The organism is Rhodococcus sp. IEGM 1372, from assembly GCF_030056835.1.
Taxonomy (GTDB): domain Bacteria; phylum Actinomycetota; class Actinomycetes; order Mycobacteriales; family Mycobacteriaceae; genus Rhodococcoides.
This window is the reverse complement of the sequence record NZ_JASHKS010000002.1, coordinates 260888-279043: the sequence shown is the minus strand read 5'-3', so window position 1 is coordinate 279043 and position 18156 is coordinate 260888. Positions and strand designations below refer to the sequence as shown.

General features: G+C 64.6%; 17 protein-coding genes and 2 tRNA genes. 9 read left to right on the top strand and 10 right to left on the bottom strand.

The genetic code is table 11. The features are described from left to right. Nucleotides 1–127: 127 nt before the first annotated feature. Nucleotides 128–1489, top strand: a complete 1362-nt coding sequence (locus QM590_RS03795; protein WP_269593830.1) for a tyrosine-type recombinase/integrase — start codon at nt 128–130, stop codon at nt 1487–1489. A 124-nt stretch (nt 1490–1613) separates the two neighbouring features. Here QM590_RS03795 and QM590_RS03790 read toward each other — a convergent pair. Next, nucleotides 1614–1687: transfer RNA gene (locus QM590_RS03790), tRNA-Ile, on the bottom strand. A 69-nt stretch (nt 1688–1756) separates the two neighbouring features. Then, nucleotides 1757–3892 (bottom strand): molybdopterin-dependent oxidoreductase, encoded by a 2136-nt coding sequence (locus tag QM590_RS03785; protein ID WP_269593831.1) that lies wholly within the window; start codon nt 3890–3892, stop codon nt 1757–1759. Between the two features lie 85 nt (nt 3893–3977). On the opposite strand from QM590_RS03785, the gene QM590_RS03780 reads away from it, so the two are divergent. The 3 genes from QM590_RS03780 to QM590_RS03770 all read left to right on the top strand — a co-directional run bounded on the left by QM590_RS03780 (nt 3978) and on the right by QM590_RS03770 (nt 5969). Further along, nucleotides 3978–4781, top strand: a complete 804-nt coding sequence (locus QM590_RS03780; protein WP_149406179.1) for a serine hydrolase domain-containing protein — start codon at nt 3978–3980, stop codon at nt 4779–4781. A gap of 144 nt (nt 4782–4925) precedes the next feature. Next, nucleotides 4926–5438 carry a DUF3145 domain-containing protein gene (locus QM590_RS03775; RefSeq protein WP_068052258.1) on the top strand — a complete coding sequence of 171 codons (513 nt, stop codon included), beginning with the start codon at nt 4926–4928 and terminating at the stop codon, nt 5436–5438. 84 nt (nt 5439–5522) lie between these two features. Then, the gene (locus QM590_RS03770; protein WP_269593985.1) at nt 5523–5969 is read left to right on the top strand and encodes a cold-shock protein; all 447 of its coding nucleotides are present in this window, start codon (nt 5523–5525) and stop codon (nt 5967–5969) included. 3 nt (nt 5970–5972) lie between these two features. Here the strand turns inward: QM590_RS03770 and QM590_RS03765 are convergent, their stop codons facing one another. The 6 genes from QM590_RS03765 to aceE form a co-directional block, all read right to left on the bottom strand. Then, a complete protein-coding gene (locus QM590_RS03765) occupies nt 5973–7406 on the bottom strand; it encodes an acyl-CoA carboxylase subunit beta (protein WP_269593832.1) in 1434 nt (477 codons plus the stop codon). Nucleotides 7407–7533: 127 nt separating this feature from the next. Then, a complete protein-coding gene (locus QM590_RS03760) occupies nt 7534–8784 on the bottom strand; it encodes a KasA/KasB family beta-ketoacyl-ACP synthase (protein WP_068052249.1) in 1251 nt (416 codons plus the stop codon). 8 nt (nt 8785–8792) lie between these two features. Further along, a complete protein-coding gene (acpM, locus tag QM590_RS03755; RefSeq protein ID WP_045199610.1) occupies nt 8793–9137 on the bottom strand; it encodes a meromycolate extension acyl carrier protein AcpM in 345 nt (114 codons plus the stop codon). 88 nt (nt 9138–9225) lie between these two features. Further along, nucleotides 9226–10134 carry an ACP S-malonyltransferase gene (locus QM590_RS03750; RefSeq protein ID WP_149406177.1) on the bottom strand — a complete coding sequence of 303 codons (909 nt, stop codon included), beginning with the start codon at nt 10132–10134 and terminating at the stop codon, nt 9226–9228. Nucleotides 10135–10262: 128 nt separating this feature from the next. Continuing rightward, on the bottom strand, nt 10263–11642 hold the full coding sequence (locus QM590_RS03745) for a PucR family transcriptional regulator (RefSeq protein ID WP_231893914.1): 1380 nt from the start codon (nt 11640–11642) through the stop codon (nt 10263–10265). 86 nt (nt 11643–11728) lie between these two features. Further along, nucleotides 11729–14548: a pyruvate dehydrogenase (acetyl-transferring), homodimeric type gene (gene aceE / locus QM590_RS03740; RefSeq protein ID WP_269593833.1), complete on the bottom strand. Its 2820-nt coding sequence runs from the start codon at nt 14546–14548 to the stop codon at nt 11729–11731. Between the two features lie 258 nt (nt 14549–14806). Between aceE and QM590_RS03735 the strand changes: the two genes are divergently transcribed. The 3 genes from QM590_RS03735 (at nt 14807) to QM590_RS03725 (ending at nt 15882) form a co-directional block, all read left to right on the top strand. Next, nucleotides 14807–15229, top strand: a complete 423-nt coding sequence (locus QM590_RS03735; protein WP_032379129.1) for a DUF3052 domain-containing protein — start codon at nt 14807–14809, stop codon at nt 15227–15229. A gap of 32 nt (nt 15230–15261) precedes the next feature. Beyond that, a complete protein-coding gene (locus tag QM590_RS03730) occupies nt 15262–15723 on the top strand; it encodes a peroxiredoxin (protein WP_094640166.1) in 462 nt (153 codons plus the stop codon). An 87-nt stretch (nt 15724–15810) separates the two neighbouring features. Further along, a tRNA-Val gene (locus QM590_RS03725) sits at nt 15811–15882 on the top strand. Between the two features lie 54 nt (nt 15883–15936). On the opposite strand, the gene QM590_RS03720 is transcribed toward QM590_RS03725, so the two are convergent. Together QM590_RS03720 and QM590_RS03715 are read right to left on the bottom strand one after the other, a co-directional pair. Beyond that, complete coding sequence (locus QM590_RS03720) at nt 15937–17118, bottom strand: site-specific integrase (RefSeq protein WP_269593834.1); 1182 nt, start codon at nt 17116–17118, stop codon at nt 15937–15939. Next, nucleotides 17105–17590 (bottom strand): helix-turn-helix domain-containing protein, encoded by a 486-nt coding sequence (locus QM590_RS03715; RefSeq protein WP_269593835.1) that lies wholly within the window; start codon nt 17588–17590, stop codon nt 17105–17107. Before QM590_RS03715 ends, QM590_RS03720 begins: the two co-directional genes overlap by 14 nt. A gap of 114 nt (nt 17591–17704) precedes the next feature. Here QM590_RS03715 and QM590_RS03710 point away from each other — a divergent pair, with 114 nt between their 5' ends. Next, nucleotides 17705–17902 carry a helix-turn-helix transcriptional regulator gene (locus tag QM590_RS03710; RefSeq protein WP_269593836.1) on the top strand — a complete coding sequence of 66 codons (198 nt, stop codon included), beginning with the start codon at nt 17705–17707 and terminating at the stop codon, nt 17900–17902. Then, nucleotides 17899–18081 (top strand): hypothetical protein, encoded by a 183-nt coding sequence (locus tag QM590_RS03705; protein ID WP_269593837.1) that lies wholly within the window; start codon nt 17899–17901, stop codon nt 18079–18081. Before QM590_RS03710 ends, QM590_RS03705 begins: the two co-directional genes overlap by 4 nt. Nucleotides 18082–18156: the final 75 nt, after the last annotated feature.

Below are 18156 nucleotides of genomic sequence, written 5' to 3'. Positions count from 1 at the left end.
GTCAGAGGCCGTGTCAGCTTTGGCGATCAAAGTTTTAAAATGCTGGTCATGCCCGTCGCGCGAATGTGATGCACATCACACGGATAGCAAATATTCCATTGGTCACAGGTGACCTAAACTTCCCGGTATGCCCTCCGCAATCCCCGCTGCACGACGTGTGCGTTCCAACGTCTTCGACCGCTGGCACACCCGCGACCTACTCGGCCCCGATGACGTGAAATGTGGATGCCGATCCGAGAAGAAGAAGCCTTCGTCACGGCATGGCGTCGGGAAACGGTGGACGGCCCGATATGTGCCCGCCTTCGGAGGCGCTCCGATCTCGAAGGGCTTCGACACGAAAGCGCGCGCCGAGGCGTGGATTTCGGAACAGATGGCCTCGGTCGTGCGGGGCGACCACGTTGCACCCGCTCGGGCGGAGATGACGGTCGGAGCGCTCGCCGAGGTCTGGAGGGCCGGTCTCGCGTCGAGAACGGCCAGCACTCGACGCAGCTACGAGAGCGTGCTCGACACTCACGTGCTCCCTCGGTGGGGCAAGGTGCGCCTGGCCGACGTCGAGCACGGCGACATCGCTACGTGGATCGCGTCGCTCACCTCCGAACGCGGGCTCTCACCGTCGAGTGTGCGTCATGTCCACGTTGTCACTCGAATGATTCTCGACCTTGCGGTGCGTGACGGCCGGATGCCGCGCAACCTGTGCGACGGCGTACAGCTCCCGCGAGCACGTCGGGCTTCACAGCGGTTCCTCTCACGCGCCGAGCTTGCGCGACTGGTCGCTGCTGCCGACTACCTGGCCAGCGAGCGCGAGCGGGCTACTCGCGAGAAGTGGAAGACACGAACCGCAAGACGTGGCGGGAAGAATGCTGACGAGCTCTACGAACCAACGGTCATCGAGCAAGACGACAAGGGCAGGAACGTAATCCCTCCTGTGGAACTATCGGTTGACGGGCTTATGATGCGCGTCCTGGCCATGACTGGCATTCGATGGGGTGAGTTGGCGGGGCTACGGGTCGAGTGTGTCGACCTGGACAAGCGCCGTTTGCGTATCGAGCGGTCGGTCTCCGAGGTCGGTGGCAAGCTCGAATGGTCCGACACCAAGAATCACACGGCCCGTTCGGTGGCCTTCCCTCGGTCGCTGGTCGAACCGCTCCGGGAGCAGATCGACGGTCGGAAGGACGGCGCGCTCGTGTTCTCGTCGCGGGCCTGGGGTAAACGTTCTAAGGTCCACGCCGAAGGTGAGAGCGCGCCGATCCGCAATCCGTCGTGGTCCAAGCGGGTGTTCAAGCCTGCCGTCGAGCTTGCGCAACTGGCTCCGCTGACACCGCACGATCTGCGCGATACCTACGCGAGCTTGGCAATCGGTAAGGGTGCCTCGGTGAAGGACGTGCAGCGCCAGCTCGGCCACAGTTCCGCTGCGATGACGCTCGACGTCTACAGCGGGCTTTTCGAGGACGGCCTCGACGCCGTAGCCGACGCGCTCGACGGCGAGTAACGACCAGGCGAAATGCCGGGGGAGTTCGGGAACTGCTATCCCGGTGCTATCCCCAACCGGTTTGAGCGGGTTTGCTATACCGTCGACCGGCAATTCGACCCACTCTGAGCTGGGCGAATGTGAGTGGGGCGGGCGGGGCTCGAACCCGCGACCAATGGATTATGAGTCCACGGCTCTAACCGACTGAGCTACCGCCCCATGCCCGTACCAGGTACGAGCCTGCAGAATCGTACAGAATCGCGTCGCCTCGACGGTGCATCGGGGCAGCTATTTCGCTCGGACCTGCACCGGGACACCGTTGAGGATCGCATTGGCCGAGACGGCGTCGACGCGATTGGGGTCGGTGATGTCGTTGACGCTCGGCCCCTGCACCGTCGTGGCAACGGACAACTGCACGCCGGGGCGCTGATGCCCGAACCCGTGCGGCATGCTCACCACGCCCGGCATCATCTTCTCCGACGCCGCTACCTCGATGTCGACGGTTCCGGCGGCGGAGGTGACCGACACCATCGAACCGTCCTCGATGCCGCGATGCGCGAGATCCTCTGGATGTGCCAAAAGCTGATGTCGCGCTTTGCCTTTGGTGAGTCGGGCGGTGTTGTGCATCCACGAGTTGTTGCTGCGCAGGTGTCGCCGACCGATCATCAGCAACTCATCGCCGGACGGAACTGCGCTGGAATGCATCAGATCCACCAACGCGGGGAGCTCGGCAACAACGATGTCCTGAATCAGCTGTACTCGCTTGTCCCGCGTCTTCAACTTCTGTGGGAACCCGGGACGCAATGGTCCGAGATCGACACCGTGTGGGTTGGCTCGAAGTTTCTTGAGCGACAGTCCTTTTCGTTGACTGCGGAGCAGGATGTCCAGTGTGCGGGCGGGGGACAGGCGCAGCCGGGCTTCGCCGATGATGTTTTTCGGAGTTACTCGCGACTTCAACCGACCGACCGTCGAACCGGCCATACGGCTCTTGTAGCGCAGCGACAGATCTCGGAAGATCTCCCAATCGTGCTTGGCGTCGGCTTGCTTGGGCAGCACTGCGGGCATGTACTTCGCCGTGTTGTGAACGGCGAAGGAGTTGAAGATCAGGTCGTAGTGGTCGCGTTCGAGCGACATCGTCGGCGGCAGAATCACGTGTGCGTGACGCGAGGTCTCGTTGATGTAGAAGTCGAACGACACCATGAAATCGAGGCCTGCGAACGCGTCGTTCAGGGTGGTGCCGCCTGGCATCGACAACACCGGATTGCCGGACAGGACCGCCATCGCGCGGATCTGATCCTTGCCCTCGGTGGTGATCTCGTCGACGAGCGTCGAACAGGGGTATTCGCCGGCGAACTCGGGCAGATTCCGAACGCGGCTGCGCCACTTGTCGAAATGGCCGCGGCCGACGATGCCCTGCTTGATCAGATCGATCGCGGGATCGGTCACCATGGCACCGCCCGGGCGATCGAGATTGCCGGTGATAATGTTCAGTACCTGAATTGCCCACTGGCACACCGTGCCGAACTGCTGGGTCGAGACCCCCATTCGGCCGTACGCCACCGCGGACTTCGCCGAGGCGAAATCGCGCGCGAGGGTCGAGATCTCGTCCGCAGAAATACCGACGACCGGAGCGACGGATTCCGGCGTGAACTCGGCGACGAGATCTGCGAGTCGATCGGCCCCGTCGATGTAGTCGGCCACCCGTACCGTGCCGTCGGCCACGATCGTGTGAATCATCGCGAGCAGCAGCAGTGCGTCGCTGCCGGGCCGAACGAAGAAGTGTGTGTCCGCGATATCGGCGGTCTCGGTCTTGCGCGGATCGACAACGACCAGGCGGCCGCCCCGTTTGCGCAGTGCCCGCGCCCTCTTGGCGAAATCGGGCACGGTCATCATGCTGCCGTTCGAGGCCATCGGATTGCCGCCGAGGACGAGGAAGAAGTCGGTTCGATCGATGTCCGGGATCGGCAGTAGCAACTGATGCCCGTAGAGAAGATGGTCGACGAGCTGGTGCGGCAACTGATCCAGGGAGGTGGCGGAGTATCGGTTGCGCGTGCGCAGCAGCGAGGTGAACGGAATGCCGTGGGTCATCGCGCCCATCGAGTGGACGTTGGGATTCCCCTGATAGATCCCGACCGCGTTGCGGCCGTACTTCTCACGCGTCGAGATCAAACCGTCGATCACGAGGTCGTATGCCTCGTCCCAGCCGATCTTCTCCCATTTCTCACCGACACGTTTGACCGGAGTGGTGAGCCGATCGGTATCGGCGTGCAGATCGATCAGCGACAGCGCTTTGGGGCAGATGTGGCCGCGTGAGAGCGGATCCTTCTCGTCACCGCGAATCGAGACCACCGCGTCGTTCTCCACCGTGAACTCGAGCCCACAGATCGCCTCGCACAGATTGCACGATCCATACACAACCGACATCGCATTCCTCCCACTCATGTGCTGCGAGCGTAGCCCGGCGGGGGACCGGGGCACCGTCGTCGACCGACAATTAGGCTCGTGAATCGTGACCACCCTCGATCTCACGGCCTCTTGGCCCGTCGACCATGTCAGTGCAGCAGTCGTCACCGACTCCGGAGTTCGTGAGGAGGTCGGGGACACCGATCGCGTCTACGAGCTGGCCTCGGTCACCAAGCTGCTCAGTGCGTACGCAGTTCTCGTCGCCGTCGAGGAAGGTGCGGTGGAGCTCGATCAGCCCGCAGGACCGGAAGGGGCGACGGTTCGACACCTCCTGGCACACGCGTCGGGACTGGCGTTCGGCGACCGCACAGTGCAGGCACCGGCCGGTACCAAGCGGATCTACTCGAGCGCCGGGTTCGAGGTGCTGGCCGAGCTGATCGAAACCGAGGCAGGCATTGCCTTCCCCGACTACTTGGACGAGGCCGTGTGCCGGCCACTGCAGATGACGAACACGTCGTTGCCGGGATCGGCGGGCCACGGGGCCAGCTCTACCCTCGCCGATCTGACGAGGTTCGCCGCCGAACTGCTGGCACCTACGCTGCTGGCGTCGCAGACACTGGCGTCGGCGATTGAAGTGCAGTTTCCCGGCCTGAACGGGATCGTGCCCGGATACGGATCGCACAAGCCGTGCGACTGGGGACTCGGGTTCGAGCTGCGCGACGGCAAGAGCCCGCACTGGACCGGAAGCGCCAACTCGTCGGCCACGTTCGGCCACTTCGGGCAGGCCGGAACGTTCCTGTGGGTGGATCCGGCAGTACGCACCGCGTGTGTGGTGTTGACCGATCGAGCCTTCGGAGACTGGGCGAAGCCGCTGTGGCCGGAGCTCTCCGACGCAGTGCTGGCCGGGTGAAACTCCATCGTTCACAGATTGCACTGGCGCAACAGGGGCAACTCGGGGCACACTAGTACACAGACGCATTGATTCACTGCAGCCAGCCGAAGCATGTCGAGGTCGTTGGGGAAGACGTCCCTCGTCGAAGCTGGAGGTAGTGCAATGCGTGGATCGAACCAATTCGCAGAAGCGACATCGGGTGTTGTGTACATCCACTCGTCGCCCGCTGCGTTGTGCCCGCATGTCGAATGGGCGTTGACCGACGCCCTCGATTGCCGTGCGAACTTGAAGTGGTCTGCGCAGCCCGCCTCCGATGGGCAGCTGCGCGCCACCACCGACTGGGTCGGCCCCGTCGGCACCGGAGCAAAGCTGGCCGGCATCCTGCGCTCGTGGCAGATGCTGCGGTTCGAGGTGACCGAGGACGCCAGCGAAGGCGTGGACGGCGAACGGTTCTCCCACGTGCCCGGTTTGGGGCTGTGGCGCGGAACGACGAGCGCGAACGGGGACGTGATGCTCGGCGAGATGCGGCTGCGCGCCCTGATGGAGAACAACCAAGGCAACTTCACCGCGGCCGTCGAGCAGGCTCTCGGATCGGACTGGGACGCAGCCCTCGAGCCGTACCGAACCGGCGGGGCCGGAGCCGAAGTGACGTGGCTGAGTCGCAACGTCGGCTAGGGGTTGCTGGGGGTTCTGGCTCGCGGTAGTTTGCGTCCGTGCCTGGGGTAGGCATGTGGGAACGACCGTGGAGTGGTGAGTTCGATGTTGTCGACCGGAAAAGTGATTCGATTCGACGAGTTCAAGGGGTACGGATTCGTAGCGCCGGACGAGGGCGGCGAGGACGTGTTCATTCACGTCAACGATCTGGACTTCGACAAACGACTGTTGGCACCGGGGGTTCGTGTCGAATACGTTGCCGTCGAGGGCGATCGAGGCCTCAAGGCCACCCAGGTACAGATCATCGACACTCCCGCGTCGACCGCGCTGGTCACCCGGCGCAAGCCCGACGTGCCGTTCCACGACGTTCCGGTCAGCGAACGCGAGCAACTCGAGGACGTCATCTGCGACGTGCTCTCCGAGGCGGACTTCACCGCCGAAGTGACCGAGGCACTGCTGACAGCCAACGGAAGTGTCACCGCAGCGCAGATCCTCGACATCCGATCGGCGATGCTGCGACTGGCTCACGACCACAAGTGGATCGAGAGCTGACGATCAGAGCGGAATGTTCTTGTGGTTGCCGCGTGCCGCAGGGGCGGCCGCGAGCGCCTTGGCGACGGTGCTGCGGGTCTTGCTCGGCTCGATGACCTCGTCGACGACACCGATGGCCACGGCGCGCTCGACGCCACCGGCGATGCTTTCGTGCTCGACGGTGAGGCGATCGTGCAATGCCTCACGCTCCTCCTCGGGAGCGGCTGCGAGTGCCTTCTTGTGCAGGATGCCGACGGCGGCCTTCGCGCCCATCACGGCGACCTCGGAGCCGGGCCAGGCGTAGACCGCGGTGGCACCGAGTGCACGGGCGTTCATCGCGATGTACGCGCCGCCGTAGATCTTGCGGGTCACCAGGGTGACGCGGGGGACCGTGGCTTCGGCGAAGGCGTGCAACAGCTTTGCTCCGCGACGGACAACGCCCTCCCATTCCATGCTGACGCCGGGGAGGTACCCGGGAACGTCGACGACCACGATCAGTGGGATGCCGAATGCGTCGCACAGTCGCACGAAACGGGCTGCCTTCTCGGCACTTTCGGAGTTGAGGCAACCGCCGAGACGAATGGGGTTGTTGGCGATGACGCCGACGGTGCGGCCGCTGATGCGTCCGAGGCCGATGACGATGCTGCGGGCCCAGCCGCCCTGGAACTCCTCGAAGGTCGATTCCCCTTCGACGTTGTCCAGCAGCTCGTGCACGATCGGGTGCACATCGTATGCGCGACGGTTGGATTCGGGCATCAGCGCTCGGAGGTCGGTGTCTCCGTGCTCGGCGGCGGCGATGTCGAATTTGCCCTGCTCGCAGAACATGGACACCAGGCGGCGGGCGCGGGTGAACGCGTCCATCTCGCTGTCGGCGACGATGTGGCACACGCCGGACTTCTTGTGGTGGGTGTCGGGGCCGCCGAGCGAGGCCATGTCGACCTGCTCACCGGTGACGCTGCGGACGACGTCGGGACCGGTGACGAACACGCGTCCCTCGGGAGCCATGATGACGACGTCGGTCAGCGCAGGACCGTAGGCGGCGCCGCCGGCTGCGAAGCCGAGGACGACGGAAACTTGGGGGACGAGGCCGGATGCTCGAACCATGGCCTCGAAGACGAGCCCGACGGCATGGAGGGCTTCGACGCCCTCGGCGAGGCGCGCGCCGCCGGAATGCCAGACGCCGACGATCGGAGCGCGCTGCTCGATGGCCGTGTCGATGGCGGCGACGATGTGCTTGCAGCCGTCGACGCCCATGGCACCGCCCATGACGGTGGCGTCGGAGCAATACGCGATGGTGTGGACGCCGTCGATCTCGCCGGACGCTGCGAGGATGCCGGACTTGTCCCGATCGTGCAGGGGCACAGTGGTTCCGGCGTCGAACAGATTCTCGAGGCGGGCGAGTGGATCGCGGGGATCGGTGGAGGTACCGGATCGTGTGACGGGGGCCAGAATGGTCATCGCTTGTCCTTCTTCAGGGCCCCTGGGGGGCGAGGCCCGAACCGGGGCCGTTCACTGGGAACGGCCCCAGCCCGGATCATGCACTGCGAGAGCGGGATTCGCTGAGTCGAAAGAACGACTCAGTGCATCACGCCTTTCCGAAGGCGAGCGCTACGTTGTGCCCACCGAATCCGAACGAGTTGTTGATCGCGTAATCGATCTGTCCGACGCGGGGCTCGCCCTTGACGACGTCGAGATCGATCTGGGGATCTTGATTCTCCAAATTCAGTGTGGGAGGGATGATTCCCTCACGCACTGCCAGCACCGTCAGAACCGATTCGAGAGCGCCGACGGCACCGATCGAGTGGCCGAGAGCGGATTTCGGTGCGTACACGGCTGCGTGATTTCCGACGGCCTTGTTGATCGCGAGCGCTTCGGCGGTGTCTCCGATGGGAGTTGCCGTTGCGTGGGCGTTCACGTGGGTGATGTCGGACTTCTGCAGTCCTGCGGTCTCGATTGCACGCTTCATGGCGCGCGCGGCACCCGTGCCCTCCGGGTCGGGAGCCACGAGGTGGAACCCGTCGGAGGTGATTCCGGCACCGAGCAGGCGGGCGTGGATCGTTGCGCCGCGTGCCTTGGCGTGCTCCTCGGTCTCGATGACCATGAGCGCACCCGCTTCACCGAAGACGAAGCCGTCACGATCCTTGTCGAACGGACGTGACGCACCCTTCGGGTTGTCGTTGTTGGTGCTCATCGCCCGCATCATGGAGAAGCTGGCGATCGGAACCGCGTCGATGTAACCCTCGACGCCGCCGGTGACGACCATGTCCGCGTCGCCCATCACGATCATCCGCCACGCGTGTGCGATGGCTTCCGATCCCGAGGAGCAGGCGGAGACGGGAGTGATGACACCGGCCTGTGCTTTGAGCTCGAGTCCGACGACCGCTGCAGGGCCGTTCGGCATGACCATCTGAACGGCGAGCGGAGACACCTTGCGGTAACCACCGGCCTTCATCTTGTCGTTGGCGTCGATCAGAGAATCGCCGCCACCGAGGCCGGTACCGATAGACACGCCGAGGCGGAGGGGATCGACGTCGGGAGTCCCGGCGTTCTTCCAGACCTCACGACCGAGAACGGTGGCCAGCTGCTCCACATAGCTCAGGCGACGAATCTCGACCCGCGAGAGCAGGCTCTGCGGGTTCACCGCGAGGTGGCCGCCGATCCGCACGGGCAGGTCGTACTCGGCGACGAAATCGTCTTCCAGCGTTGCGATTCCGCTGTCGCCGTTCAGCAGACCCTTCCACGTGGCATCGACGTCACCCGCGAGTGACGTGGTCGCAGCGAGGCTGGTGACGACGACACTGGGGAAGCGTCCGTTGGCGGTGGATGGGTTGGTCATGGGCCGTGTCACTCGCTCGCGGAGTCGTCGAGCTTGGCCTTGATAGCTTCTGCGGCTTCGGGGTTCTCCGCTTCGAGCTTCTGGATGTAGTTCACGGCGTCGCCGACGGTGCGCAGACCTGCGAGGTCCTCGTCGGGGATCTTCACGCCGTACTTGTCCTCGGTCTGCACTGCGATCTCGACCATGGACAGTGAGTCGATGTCGAGGTCGTCCACGAAGGACTTCTCGATGGTCACCTCGGACGGTTCGATGCCCGTGACCTCCTCGATGATCTCTGCAAGTCCGGCGATGAGGTCTTCCTGGCTGGCCACTGTTGTGGCTCCCTTCTCTTCTGTGTAGAACGCCGAAGTCATGTGCTTCGAGACGCGATTGTGCATTTCTGCCACTCGGGGAGTGGAAGTGCGAGCCGCAGTGCTGTGACTGCGAAGTGTGTGGGTCGAGCTAACCGAGCTCGGCCATTGCGGAAATGTCCGCCGGTGTCTTCAGGCCGAGGTTGGCAACGCCGCGCAGTTCGCGTTTGGCGATACCGACAAGTGCGCCTGCCGGGGGCAGTTCGACGAGTCCGGTGACCTGCGCGGTACGCAGGTAGGCGTTGCACAGATCCCATCGCACGGGGCGAGTGACCTGGGCAGCGAGCTTGTTCAGGGCGTCGGCACCCGAGGAGACCGGCTGACCGTCCGAGTTGGACAGCAACGTCCGCGTCGGCTCCGACGGGGTGATGGCGGCAGCGGCTGCGGCAACGGTGTCGCCTGCGGACGCCATGTACTTGGTGTGGAATGCGCCTGCGACCGGTAGTGCGCGAACCCGAGCCTTCTCGGGCGCGCTCTCGGCCAACTCGGCGAGCTTGGTGAGCAGCCCGGCTGCAACGATCTGACCTGCAGCGTTGACGTTGGCCGGAGCGAGGTCCAGCTCTTCGAGGCGGGCCAGGACAGCAGCTTCGTCGCCCCCGAGCACGGCGGACATGCCGGTCGGCTCGAGCGCGCAGGCCTTGGCCATTGCTGCGCCACGGACGGCAGCGAGCGATACGGCGTCGTCGGAGGAGATGACGCCGGCGATCGCAGCGGCGGCGAGTTCGCCCACCGAGTGTCCGGCGATGACGGCGTCCTCGGGGAACAGGCCGCGCGACGCGATCTCCTCGAACGCGAGCAACGCCGACGCGACGACCAGAGGCTGGGTCACTGCGGTGTCGGTGATTTCCTCGGCGGTGGCTGTGGTGCCGAGGCGGACGAGGTCGAGACCGGAGGCCTTCGACCACAACGCGAGTCGATCTGCCGCACCCGGCAATTCGAGCCAAGGCAGCAGCATGCCGGGAGTCTGGGAGCCCTGACCGGGCGCAAGCAACGCAATCACAGGGTTAAGAGAACACCGTCGGGTGCCGAATGAGTGATGTCGCGCTCGATGAACTCTCGACAAGCAATTTGTGGGAACCCTACAAATTGCCTCGTGGGGATCCGCTATCGCCGAAGGGTGGTCCGGCGTTACGTGACTACTTCTCCGAATGTGACCTGTGTGACATATGGGGCAGGATGGGGCGGTTCGTGATGCGTTCGAGCCAACCTACCTACCGTTGCCGCAACCCTGAGTACGTACGCGTCGCGCGGATGCGTCGGGTCTCGACCGGTGACCTCGGCGATGCGCTTGAGCCGATACCGGACGGTATTTGGATGAACAAACAGCTGCCGTGCGCAGGTTTCCACCGCTCCGCCACAGTCCAGATACGCATCGAGGGTGTCGGCCAGTCCCGAACCTGCCGCGGCCAACGGAACGACCACGTGATCGTTCAACGCCGATATCGCCGCACCGTCGTTGAGCAGTGCGCGCTCGGGCAGTAGCTCGCCCGCATGCACCGGACGCGGCGCACCCCGCCACCCCGCCACGGCCTGCATCCCCGCGAATGCCTCTACCGCGCTCGAGTGCGCCGCACCGAGGGTGCGGGTGGTCGGGCCGATGACGACGGGTCCGTCGGAGAAGTTCTGCAGCATGTCGTCGATGAAGGCGCGATGGGTGGCAGTGTCGTCGAGCTGACCGCTGACCACCATCACCAGCCGCGTTCCCTGCACCACCGCCAGTGCGGCGCGGCCGTGCTTCTGCGCCACGGCGTGGACGGTTCCGACGACCGAGACGCCTCGATCGTCGGGAGGAGTGCCTACCAGCACCGTTGCGGGCGCGGTGGCGTCCCAGTTCAACGTGGCGGCACGCGAGAGCATGTCCGACCCGGTGTCTCCGCGTACGACGGCGTCGACCACGAGGGCTTCGAGGCGGGTGTCCCAGGCTCCGCGGGATTCGGCTGCGCTGGCGTAGACCGACGCGGCCGCGAAACCGAGCTCGCGCCCGTATCGCAACACGGCCTCGGTCAGGGCCACCAACTGCTGATCGTTGCGAGCCAGCGCGGGGAGCCACTGCTCGAAGAACTCCATCGCCACCCGCACCATGTCCACTGTCTGGCGCAGAGTGAGGCGTCGGGCAAGGTCCTGGGGAATGACCTGAAATGCGTCGAGGCTGAAGCGAATATCGCTGTTGGGGTTCTTGAGCCATTCGAGGAAGTTGTCGACGGCTGTCTGAATCAACAGCTGGACGCTGGCACGTTGGGCGGCGTCGAGATCACCGAAGAACGGCAACTGCCCCTGCATCGTGGTGACGGCCTCGGTCGAGAGTCGACCGGAGAACTGTTTGACGCGACGCAGTAGGGCATCGGGCAGGGGATCGCGTTTCTGGCGGGAGGGTGCCAGTGAGGCGACCGGAAGGTGCACTTCGTTGTCCGAGGTCAACGATTCACGCAACGCCTCACGGTAGGCGTCGCGTCGGGACACATCGCGTGATGACGCGCTGCCCGGTGAGTCGGGTTTCGCATCGGACATAAGGAGAACCTACGCCCGACCCCGCCCCCATCGCGACGGACATGCTTCGCGACGTGGGACGGGGGTCGGCCGAACAGGCGTGGAACCTACGCCGAACCGGTATCGGCGTACGACGTCGGAGCTGCGGTGACGTCGTCGATCTTGTACTTCTCCGCTGCCTCGACTGCCTTGGACTTGTCGATCTCACCGGACGCGGCGAGAGCGGACAACGTGGCGACGACGATCGACTCGGCATCGACGTTGAACACCCGTCGGGCGGCAGGACGGGTATCGGAGAATCCGAAGCCGTCGGTGCCGAGGGTGACGTAATCGCCCGGAACCCACTGACGAATCTGGTCCGGAACGGCGCGCATCCAGTCCGAGGACGCGATGACCGGGCCGTTGGCGTCGGCCAGCGCCGAGGTGACGAACGGAACCCGCTTGTCGGCACCGGGGTTGCGCAGCGACTCCTTCTCGGCGTCGACGCCGTCACGGCGCAGCTCGCCCCAGGACGTCACCGACCAGACGGCCGAACGCACGCCCCACTCCTCGAACAGCAGCTCACGGGCCTTGCGGGCCGAGACCATGCCGACGCCCGACGCCAGAAGCTGCGCCTCGGGTCCGTCGCCTTCCTGCGGAGCGGCGAACCGGTAGATGCCCTTGAGCAGACCCTCGACGTCGAGGTTCTCCGGCTCGGCCGGCTGTACGTACGGCTCGTTGTACAGGGTGATGTAGTAGAAGATGTTCTCGCCGCCGAAGCCTTCCACGCCCTCGGTGCCGCCGTACATCCGTCGCAGACCGTCCTTGACGATGTGTGCGATTTCGTACGAGAACGCCGGGTCGTAGGCCACGGCCGCCGGGTTGGTCGACGCCAGGAGCAGCGAATGACCGTCGGCGTGCTGCAGACCCTCACCGGTGAGCGTGGTGCGACCCGCCGTGGCACCGAGGACGAATCCGCGAGCCATCTGGTCTGCCGCAGCCCAGAGACCGTCGCCGGTGCGCTGGAATCCGAACATCGAGTAGAAGATGTACAGCGGGATCATGACCTCGCCGTGCGTGGCGTACGAGGTGCCGACCGCGGTGAACGACGACGTCGAACCGGCCTCGTTGATGCCCTCGTGCAGGATCTGGCCGACCGAGCTCTCCTTGTAGGCGAGCATCAGCTCCGAGTCCACCGAGGTGTACAGCTGGCCGTTGCGGTTGTAGATCTTGAGCGACGGGAACCACGAGTCCATACCGAACGTGCGGGCCTCGTCGGGGATGATCGGCACGATTCGGTGGCCGATCTCCTTGTCTCGCAACAACTCTTTCATGACGCGCACGAGCGCCATGGTGGTGGCGACTTCCTGCTTGCCCGAGCCCTTGCGCAGCGTCTTGTACGTGTCGTCGCCCGGCTGCGGCAGCGGCTTGACGTCCACTCGCCGCTCGGGGACGAATCCACCGAGCTTGTTGCGGCGATCGAGCATGTACTGGATCTCGGGAGCGTCCGCACCGGGGTGGTAGTACGGCGGCATGTACGGATCCTTCTCGAGCTCCTCGTCGGAGATCGGGATGTGCTGGAGATCGCGGAACGTCTTGAGATCGTCGAGCGTCAGCTTCTTCATCTGGTGCGTGGCGTTACGGCCCTCGAAGTGCTTGCCGAGGGTGTAGCCCTTGATGGTGTGCGCCAGGATGACCGTCGGCTGGCCCTTGTGCGACATCGCGGCTGCGTAGGCAGCGTGCACCTTGCGGTAGTCGTGGCCGCCGCGCTTGAGGTTCCAGATCTCGTCGTCCGAGAGATCCTTCACGAGCTCCTTGGTGCGCGGATCGCGGCCGAAGAAGTGATCGCGGACGTAGCTGCCGTCGTTGGCCTTGTAGGTCTGGAAGTCGCCGTCGGGCGTGGTGTTCATGAGGTTCACCAGTGCGCCGTCGCGGTCCTTGTGCAGCAGCGAGTCCCACTCGCGGCCCCACACGACCTTGATGACGTTCCAGCCGGCACCGCGGAAGAACGACTCCAATTCCTGGATGATCTTGCCGTTGCCGCGGACCGGGCCGTCGAGGCGCTGCAGGTTGCAGTTGACGACGAACGTGAGGTTGTCGAGGCCCTCGGTAGCGGCCACGTGCGCGAGTCCACGCGACTCCGGCTCGTCCATCTCGCCGTCGCCGAGGTAGGCCCATACGTGCTGATCGGTGGTGTCCTTGATGCCGCGGTCGTTCAGGTAGTGATTGAAGCGGGCCTGGTAGATGGCGTTCATCGGGCCGAGACCCATCGATACCGTCGGGAACTCCCAGAAGTCCTGCATCAGGCGCGGGTGCGGGTACGACGGCAGTCCGCCGCCCTCGTTCACGTGGCTGGCTTCTTGGCGGAAGCCGTCCATGCGCTCGGCCGGGATACGTCCTTCGAGGAACGCGCGGGCGTAGATGCCGGGGGAGGCGTGACCCTGGATGAAGATGTGGTCGCCGCCGCCCGGGTGGTCCTTGCCGCGGAAGAAGTGGTTGAAGCCGACCTCGTACAGCGCTGCCGACGAGGCATACGTGGAGATGTGTCCACCGACGCCGACTCCGGGACGCTGCGCGCGGTGCACCATGATCGCGGCGTTCCAGCGGATCCAGGCGCGGTAGCGGCGTTCCATGGACTCGTCGCCGGGGAACCACGGCTCGTTCTCGGTGGGAATGGTGTTGACGTAATCCGTCGACGTCAGCGACGGCAGCGCGACGCGGCGCTCACCGGCGCGCTCGAGCAATCTGAGCATCAGGTAGCGAGCGCGGTTGGGGCCGGATCTTTCCAACAAGCCGTCGAACGACTCGATCCATTCGTTGGTCTCGTCGTTGTCGATATCGGGCAGGTACGACGCGACACCCTCACGGATGACGCGGACCCGGCCGTCCGAGCCCTTCTTGCCTGCAGACGATGTGTTCTGCCGTTCGCCGCTGTTCACTTCGGACAACGTGTGCACTCCTCAATGTGGCGGACGCTCGGTGTGGCGCCCGGTCCCGGTAGTCCCGCCCCTGTGACGGCGGTCTACTTTCCTCGTTCTCGTGATTCCTCCCCAATCCTGCCGCATCTCGTCGGTTCTGGTAGTACAGAGGTCCGATACCCACCAGTAGAAATTTATGTACGCAATTTCGGCGCGGTCAGCTTGCGCGAACGGCTTCGACACTGTTCGCTTTGACTACTGCACCCACAATTCAAGGAGGTCACCACCGTGGTCGCCGCGGCGGACGCTCAGAACTACGCTCAGAAACTTGGCATCACTCGCGACATGGTCGTACAGGAGCTGGGCTGGGACGAGGACACCGACGATGATCTGCGCGCCGACGTAGAAGATGCGATCGGTGGCGAGACCCTCGACGAGGATTCCGACGAGGTGATCGACGTTGTACTGCTGTGGTGGCGCGACGGAGACGGTGACCTGGTCGATGCGCTCATGGATGCGATCGGTCCGCTCTCGGACGATGGCATCGTGTGGGTCCTCAGCCCCAAGACCGGCATGTCCGGTCATGTCGAACCCAGTGAGATCGCCGAGTCCGCCCCGACCGCAGGATTGACGCAGACCTCTGCGGCAAACCTCGGTGACTGGATCGGAAGTCGATTGGTTCAGCCCAAGACCCCTGCCACCAAGCGGTAGGGGAGATGCTCGATACAGGAAGACGGTTCTAGATGCCGATCGAGGTTGGCGCAGTTGCGCCCGACTTCACCCTCAAAGACCAGAACAACCAACTGGTCACGTTGTCGTCGTACAGGAACGTGAAAAACGTTCTGCTCGTGTTCTATCCACTGGCCTTCACCGGCACGTGCCAGGGCGAGCTGTGCAGAGTGCGCGACGAGCTACCGACCTTCGAGAACGATGAGACTGCGATCCTGGCAATCTCGGTGGGTCCGCCTCCGACCCACAAGATCTGGGCTGCAGAACAGGGTTACACCTTTCCGCTGCTGTCGGACTTCTGGCCGCACGGTGAGGTTGCTCAGGCGTACGGCGTGTTCAACGACAGCGCCGGCTTCGCCAATCGTGGAACGTTCGTCGTCGACAAATCCGGAATCATCAGGTTCGCCGAAATGAACGGACCCGGCGAGGCTCGCGACAGTTCTTCGTGGGCCGAGGCTCTCGCACAGGTGAGCTGACCTGCGGAATTGTAGTTAGAGATCAGACACGATAAATTTCTCCAAGCGTTCCGGTGGCCCGGGGTTGTCCCCAGGCCACCGGTACTCGGGCGTATAGCTCAGCGGTAGAGCTCTGGTTTTACACACCAGCGGTCGGGGGTTCGAACCCCTCTGCGCCCACACAATCAGACGGCCCCGATCCGCACATCGTTGCAGGTCGGGGCCGTTTCTATGTCACCGACGCGATGCCGTGGGCACGCGGTGGGCACTCGGTGGGCACAAATTGGGCACACTTGCTGTGCGGGCCTCGTCGAGGGCGACGGCCACCGCGTCGAGGTCGTCGTCGAACAGGTCGGCGTACACGTCGAGCGTCATGGCCGCCGAGGCATGGCCGAGCATCCTTTGAATCGCCTTGACGTTGGCACCCGAGCGCACCGCCAACGACGCCGCCGAGTGGCGCAGATCGTGCGGGGTTACGCGGGGGACACCGGCGGCGGCCACGGCCTTGTCGAACCAACCCGAGACGTTGTGGGGGCGGGGTAGGTGATTGCCGTCGGGGCCGGGGAACACGAGCGAATCCCGGCCCTTGTTCTCGCACTGGCGCGCCAGCAACGGCACGAGGAATGCCGCCAACGGAACGGTGCGGCGCTTGTGGCCCTTGGTGGTGCCGACGATGATTTCGCTACCGACCGCTACGGCGTTCTCGTCGACCGTGGCGCGGCGGCGCAACAGGTCGAGGTCGCGCACCCGTAACCCGGTTGCCTCACCCCAACGCAGGCCGCAGTACGCGAGGACGAACACGAGGGCCGAGTACGGCGCGGCGGCGTTGGCAAGGGTGTCGATCTGTTCGTGGGTGAGGTACACGTTCCGTTTGCGGGTCTTGCGGGGGAGCTTGGTGCCCTTGCCCTTGGTGACGCCACGCGCCGGGTTGGCGACGATGAGCCGATCCCGCACCGCGTCGTCGAGGATCGACGCGAGCACGCCGAACGTGCGAATGATGACTGTTGCGCCGAGGCCCTTGGTGGTCACCTTGCCGCTGTTGTCGGTGACGTCGAGGCCGAGTTGCGTCACCCACGCCTGTACCTCGGTGGGGCGAATATCCGACAGCTTGACCTCACCCCACCGAGGCTCGACGCGCAGACGCCACGCAACCTCTAGTGGTCGATATGCCGACGGCTTGAGGTGGCCCCGTTGGCGGTCGAGCCACGAGGGGCCGAGTTCGCCAACGGTGGCGCGCGCGTCGGCGGGGGAGACGTATTCGCCGCGCAGTTTCGACACCTCGACCGTGGCCGCGAACGCCGACGCGTCCCGTTTCGTTGTGAACCCGCGCCGCTTGGTTTGCTTGTGATCCGGTGTGCGGTAACGGACTTGGTAGCGCTTGCCCGCCTTGGTTGTGTACGACTCAATTGTTGCCACGTCGTCGTTCCTTTCCTCGCGCGTCCATACCGAGGGCTGTGAGTGCGTCGGCCCACGCCGGGACGGCACGCCAACGGAACTCACGCGGGTCTGCCTCGGGGTCGAGTGCGGCATCGGTGCGTAGCCAGTCCCACACGTCGCGTGCAGATCGTGAACCAACGCCGGTCACCTCGACTTGTTGCGCCGATCCCGTCGCGTCCGTGGACGTGGTGGGCATGAGCAACGTCGACGGGCTTACACCGAGCACGAGGGCCAAGGCCACGAGGTCGTCGGAATCGACGCGACGTGCTCGCTTCTCGATATCCGACACGGCGGTATGGGTGACCGGCCTGCCCGCATCGGCCATTCTGTCGGCTACCTGGCGCAAGGTGAGGCCCTGACCCTTACGAAACCGCTCGACGTTGTCGGCCACTGTGTTACCCGTCGGGCCGAGTTCGACGCGGCGCACCGGTTGCCGTCCTGTTGTTGTCATTCCGAGTACTTTAGGTGATTTATTGCCAACTGTCGAGCGGTGTGCTTATCTGTGTTCATGGCACCGTAATGACAACGGTGTAACTCGAAATCACAACAGACGGAGACGAGCGTCATGGACGATCTACTGACCCCGGCGCAGTGCGCCGAGCTACTCAACACCAGCGTCGGTTCGTTGGCGAACCGGCGATACAAGGGCACCGGGCCGACGTTCGTCAAACTCGGCCAGCTTGTGCGATACCGCCGCACAGATATCGAGACATATCTCAAGGGGAACCGCTACACCCGCACCGATACCAGGGCTACCGCATGACCGCCGCCGTGCTCGCAGTCGTCACGTTGTGGATCGGGTATCTCGCCGGGATGGGACGGCTACAGCAGACCTGCACCGCGCCCGGCGACGTGACGGCAACGGACGCGGTGAGGCCGGTAGACACCCGCCCGGCGGTCGTCACGTCGCATTCACCGCCCGGCCTCGGTCGTGCCGCGTAATACCCACGCCTGCAACGTAACCCACTACGCAAGGAACCAACACCATGCACACTCACCCGACATAGGAAAGACCCC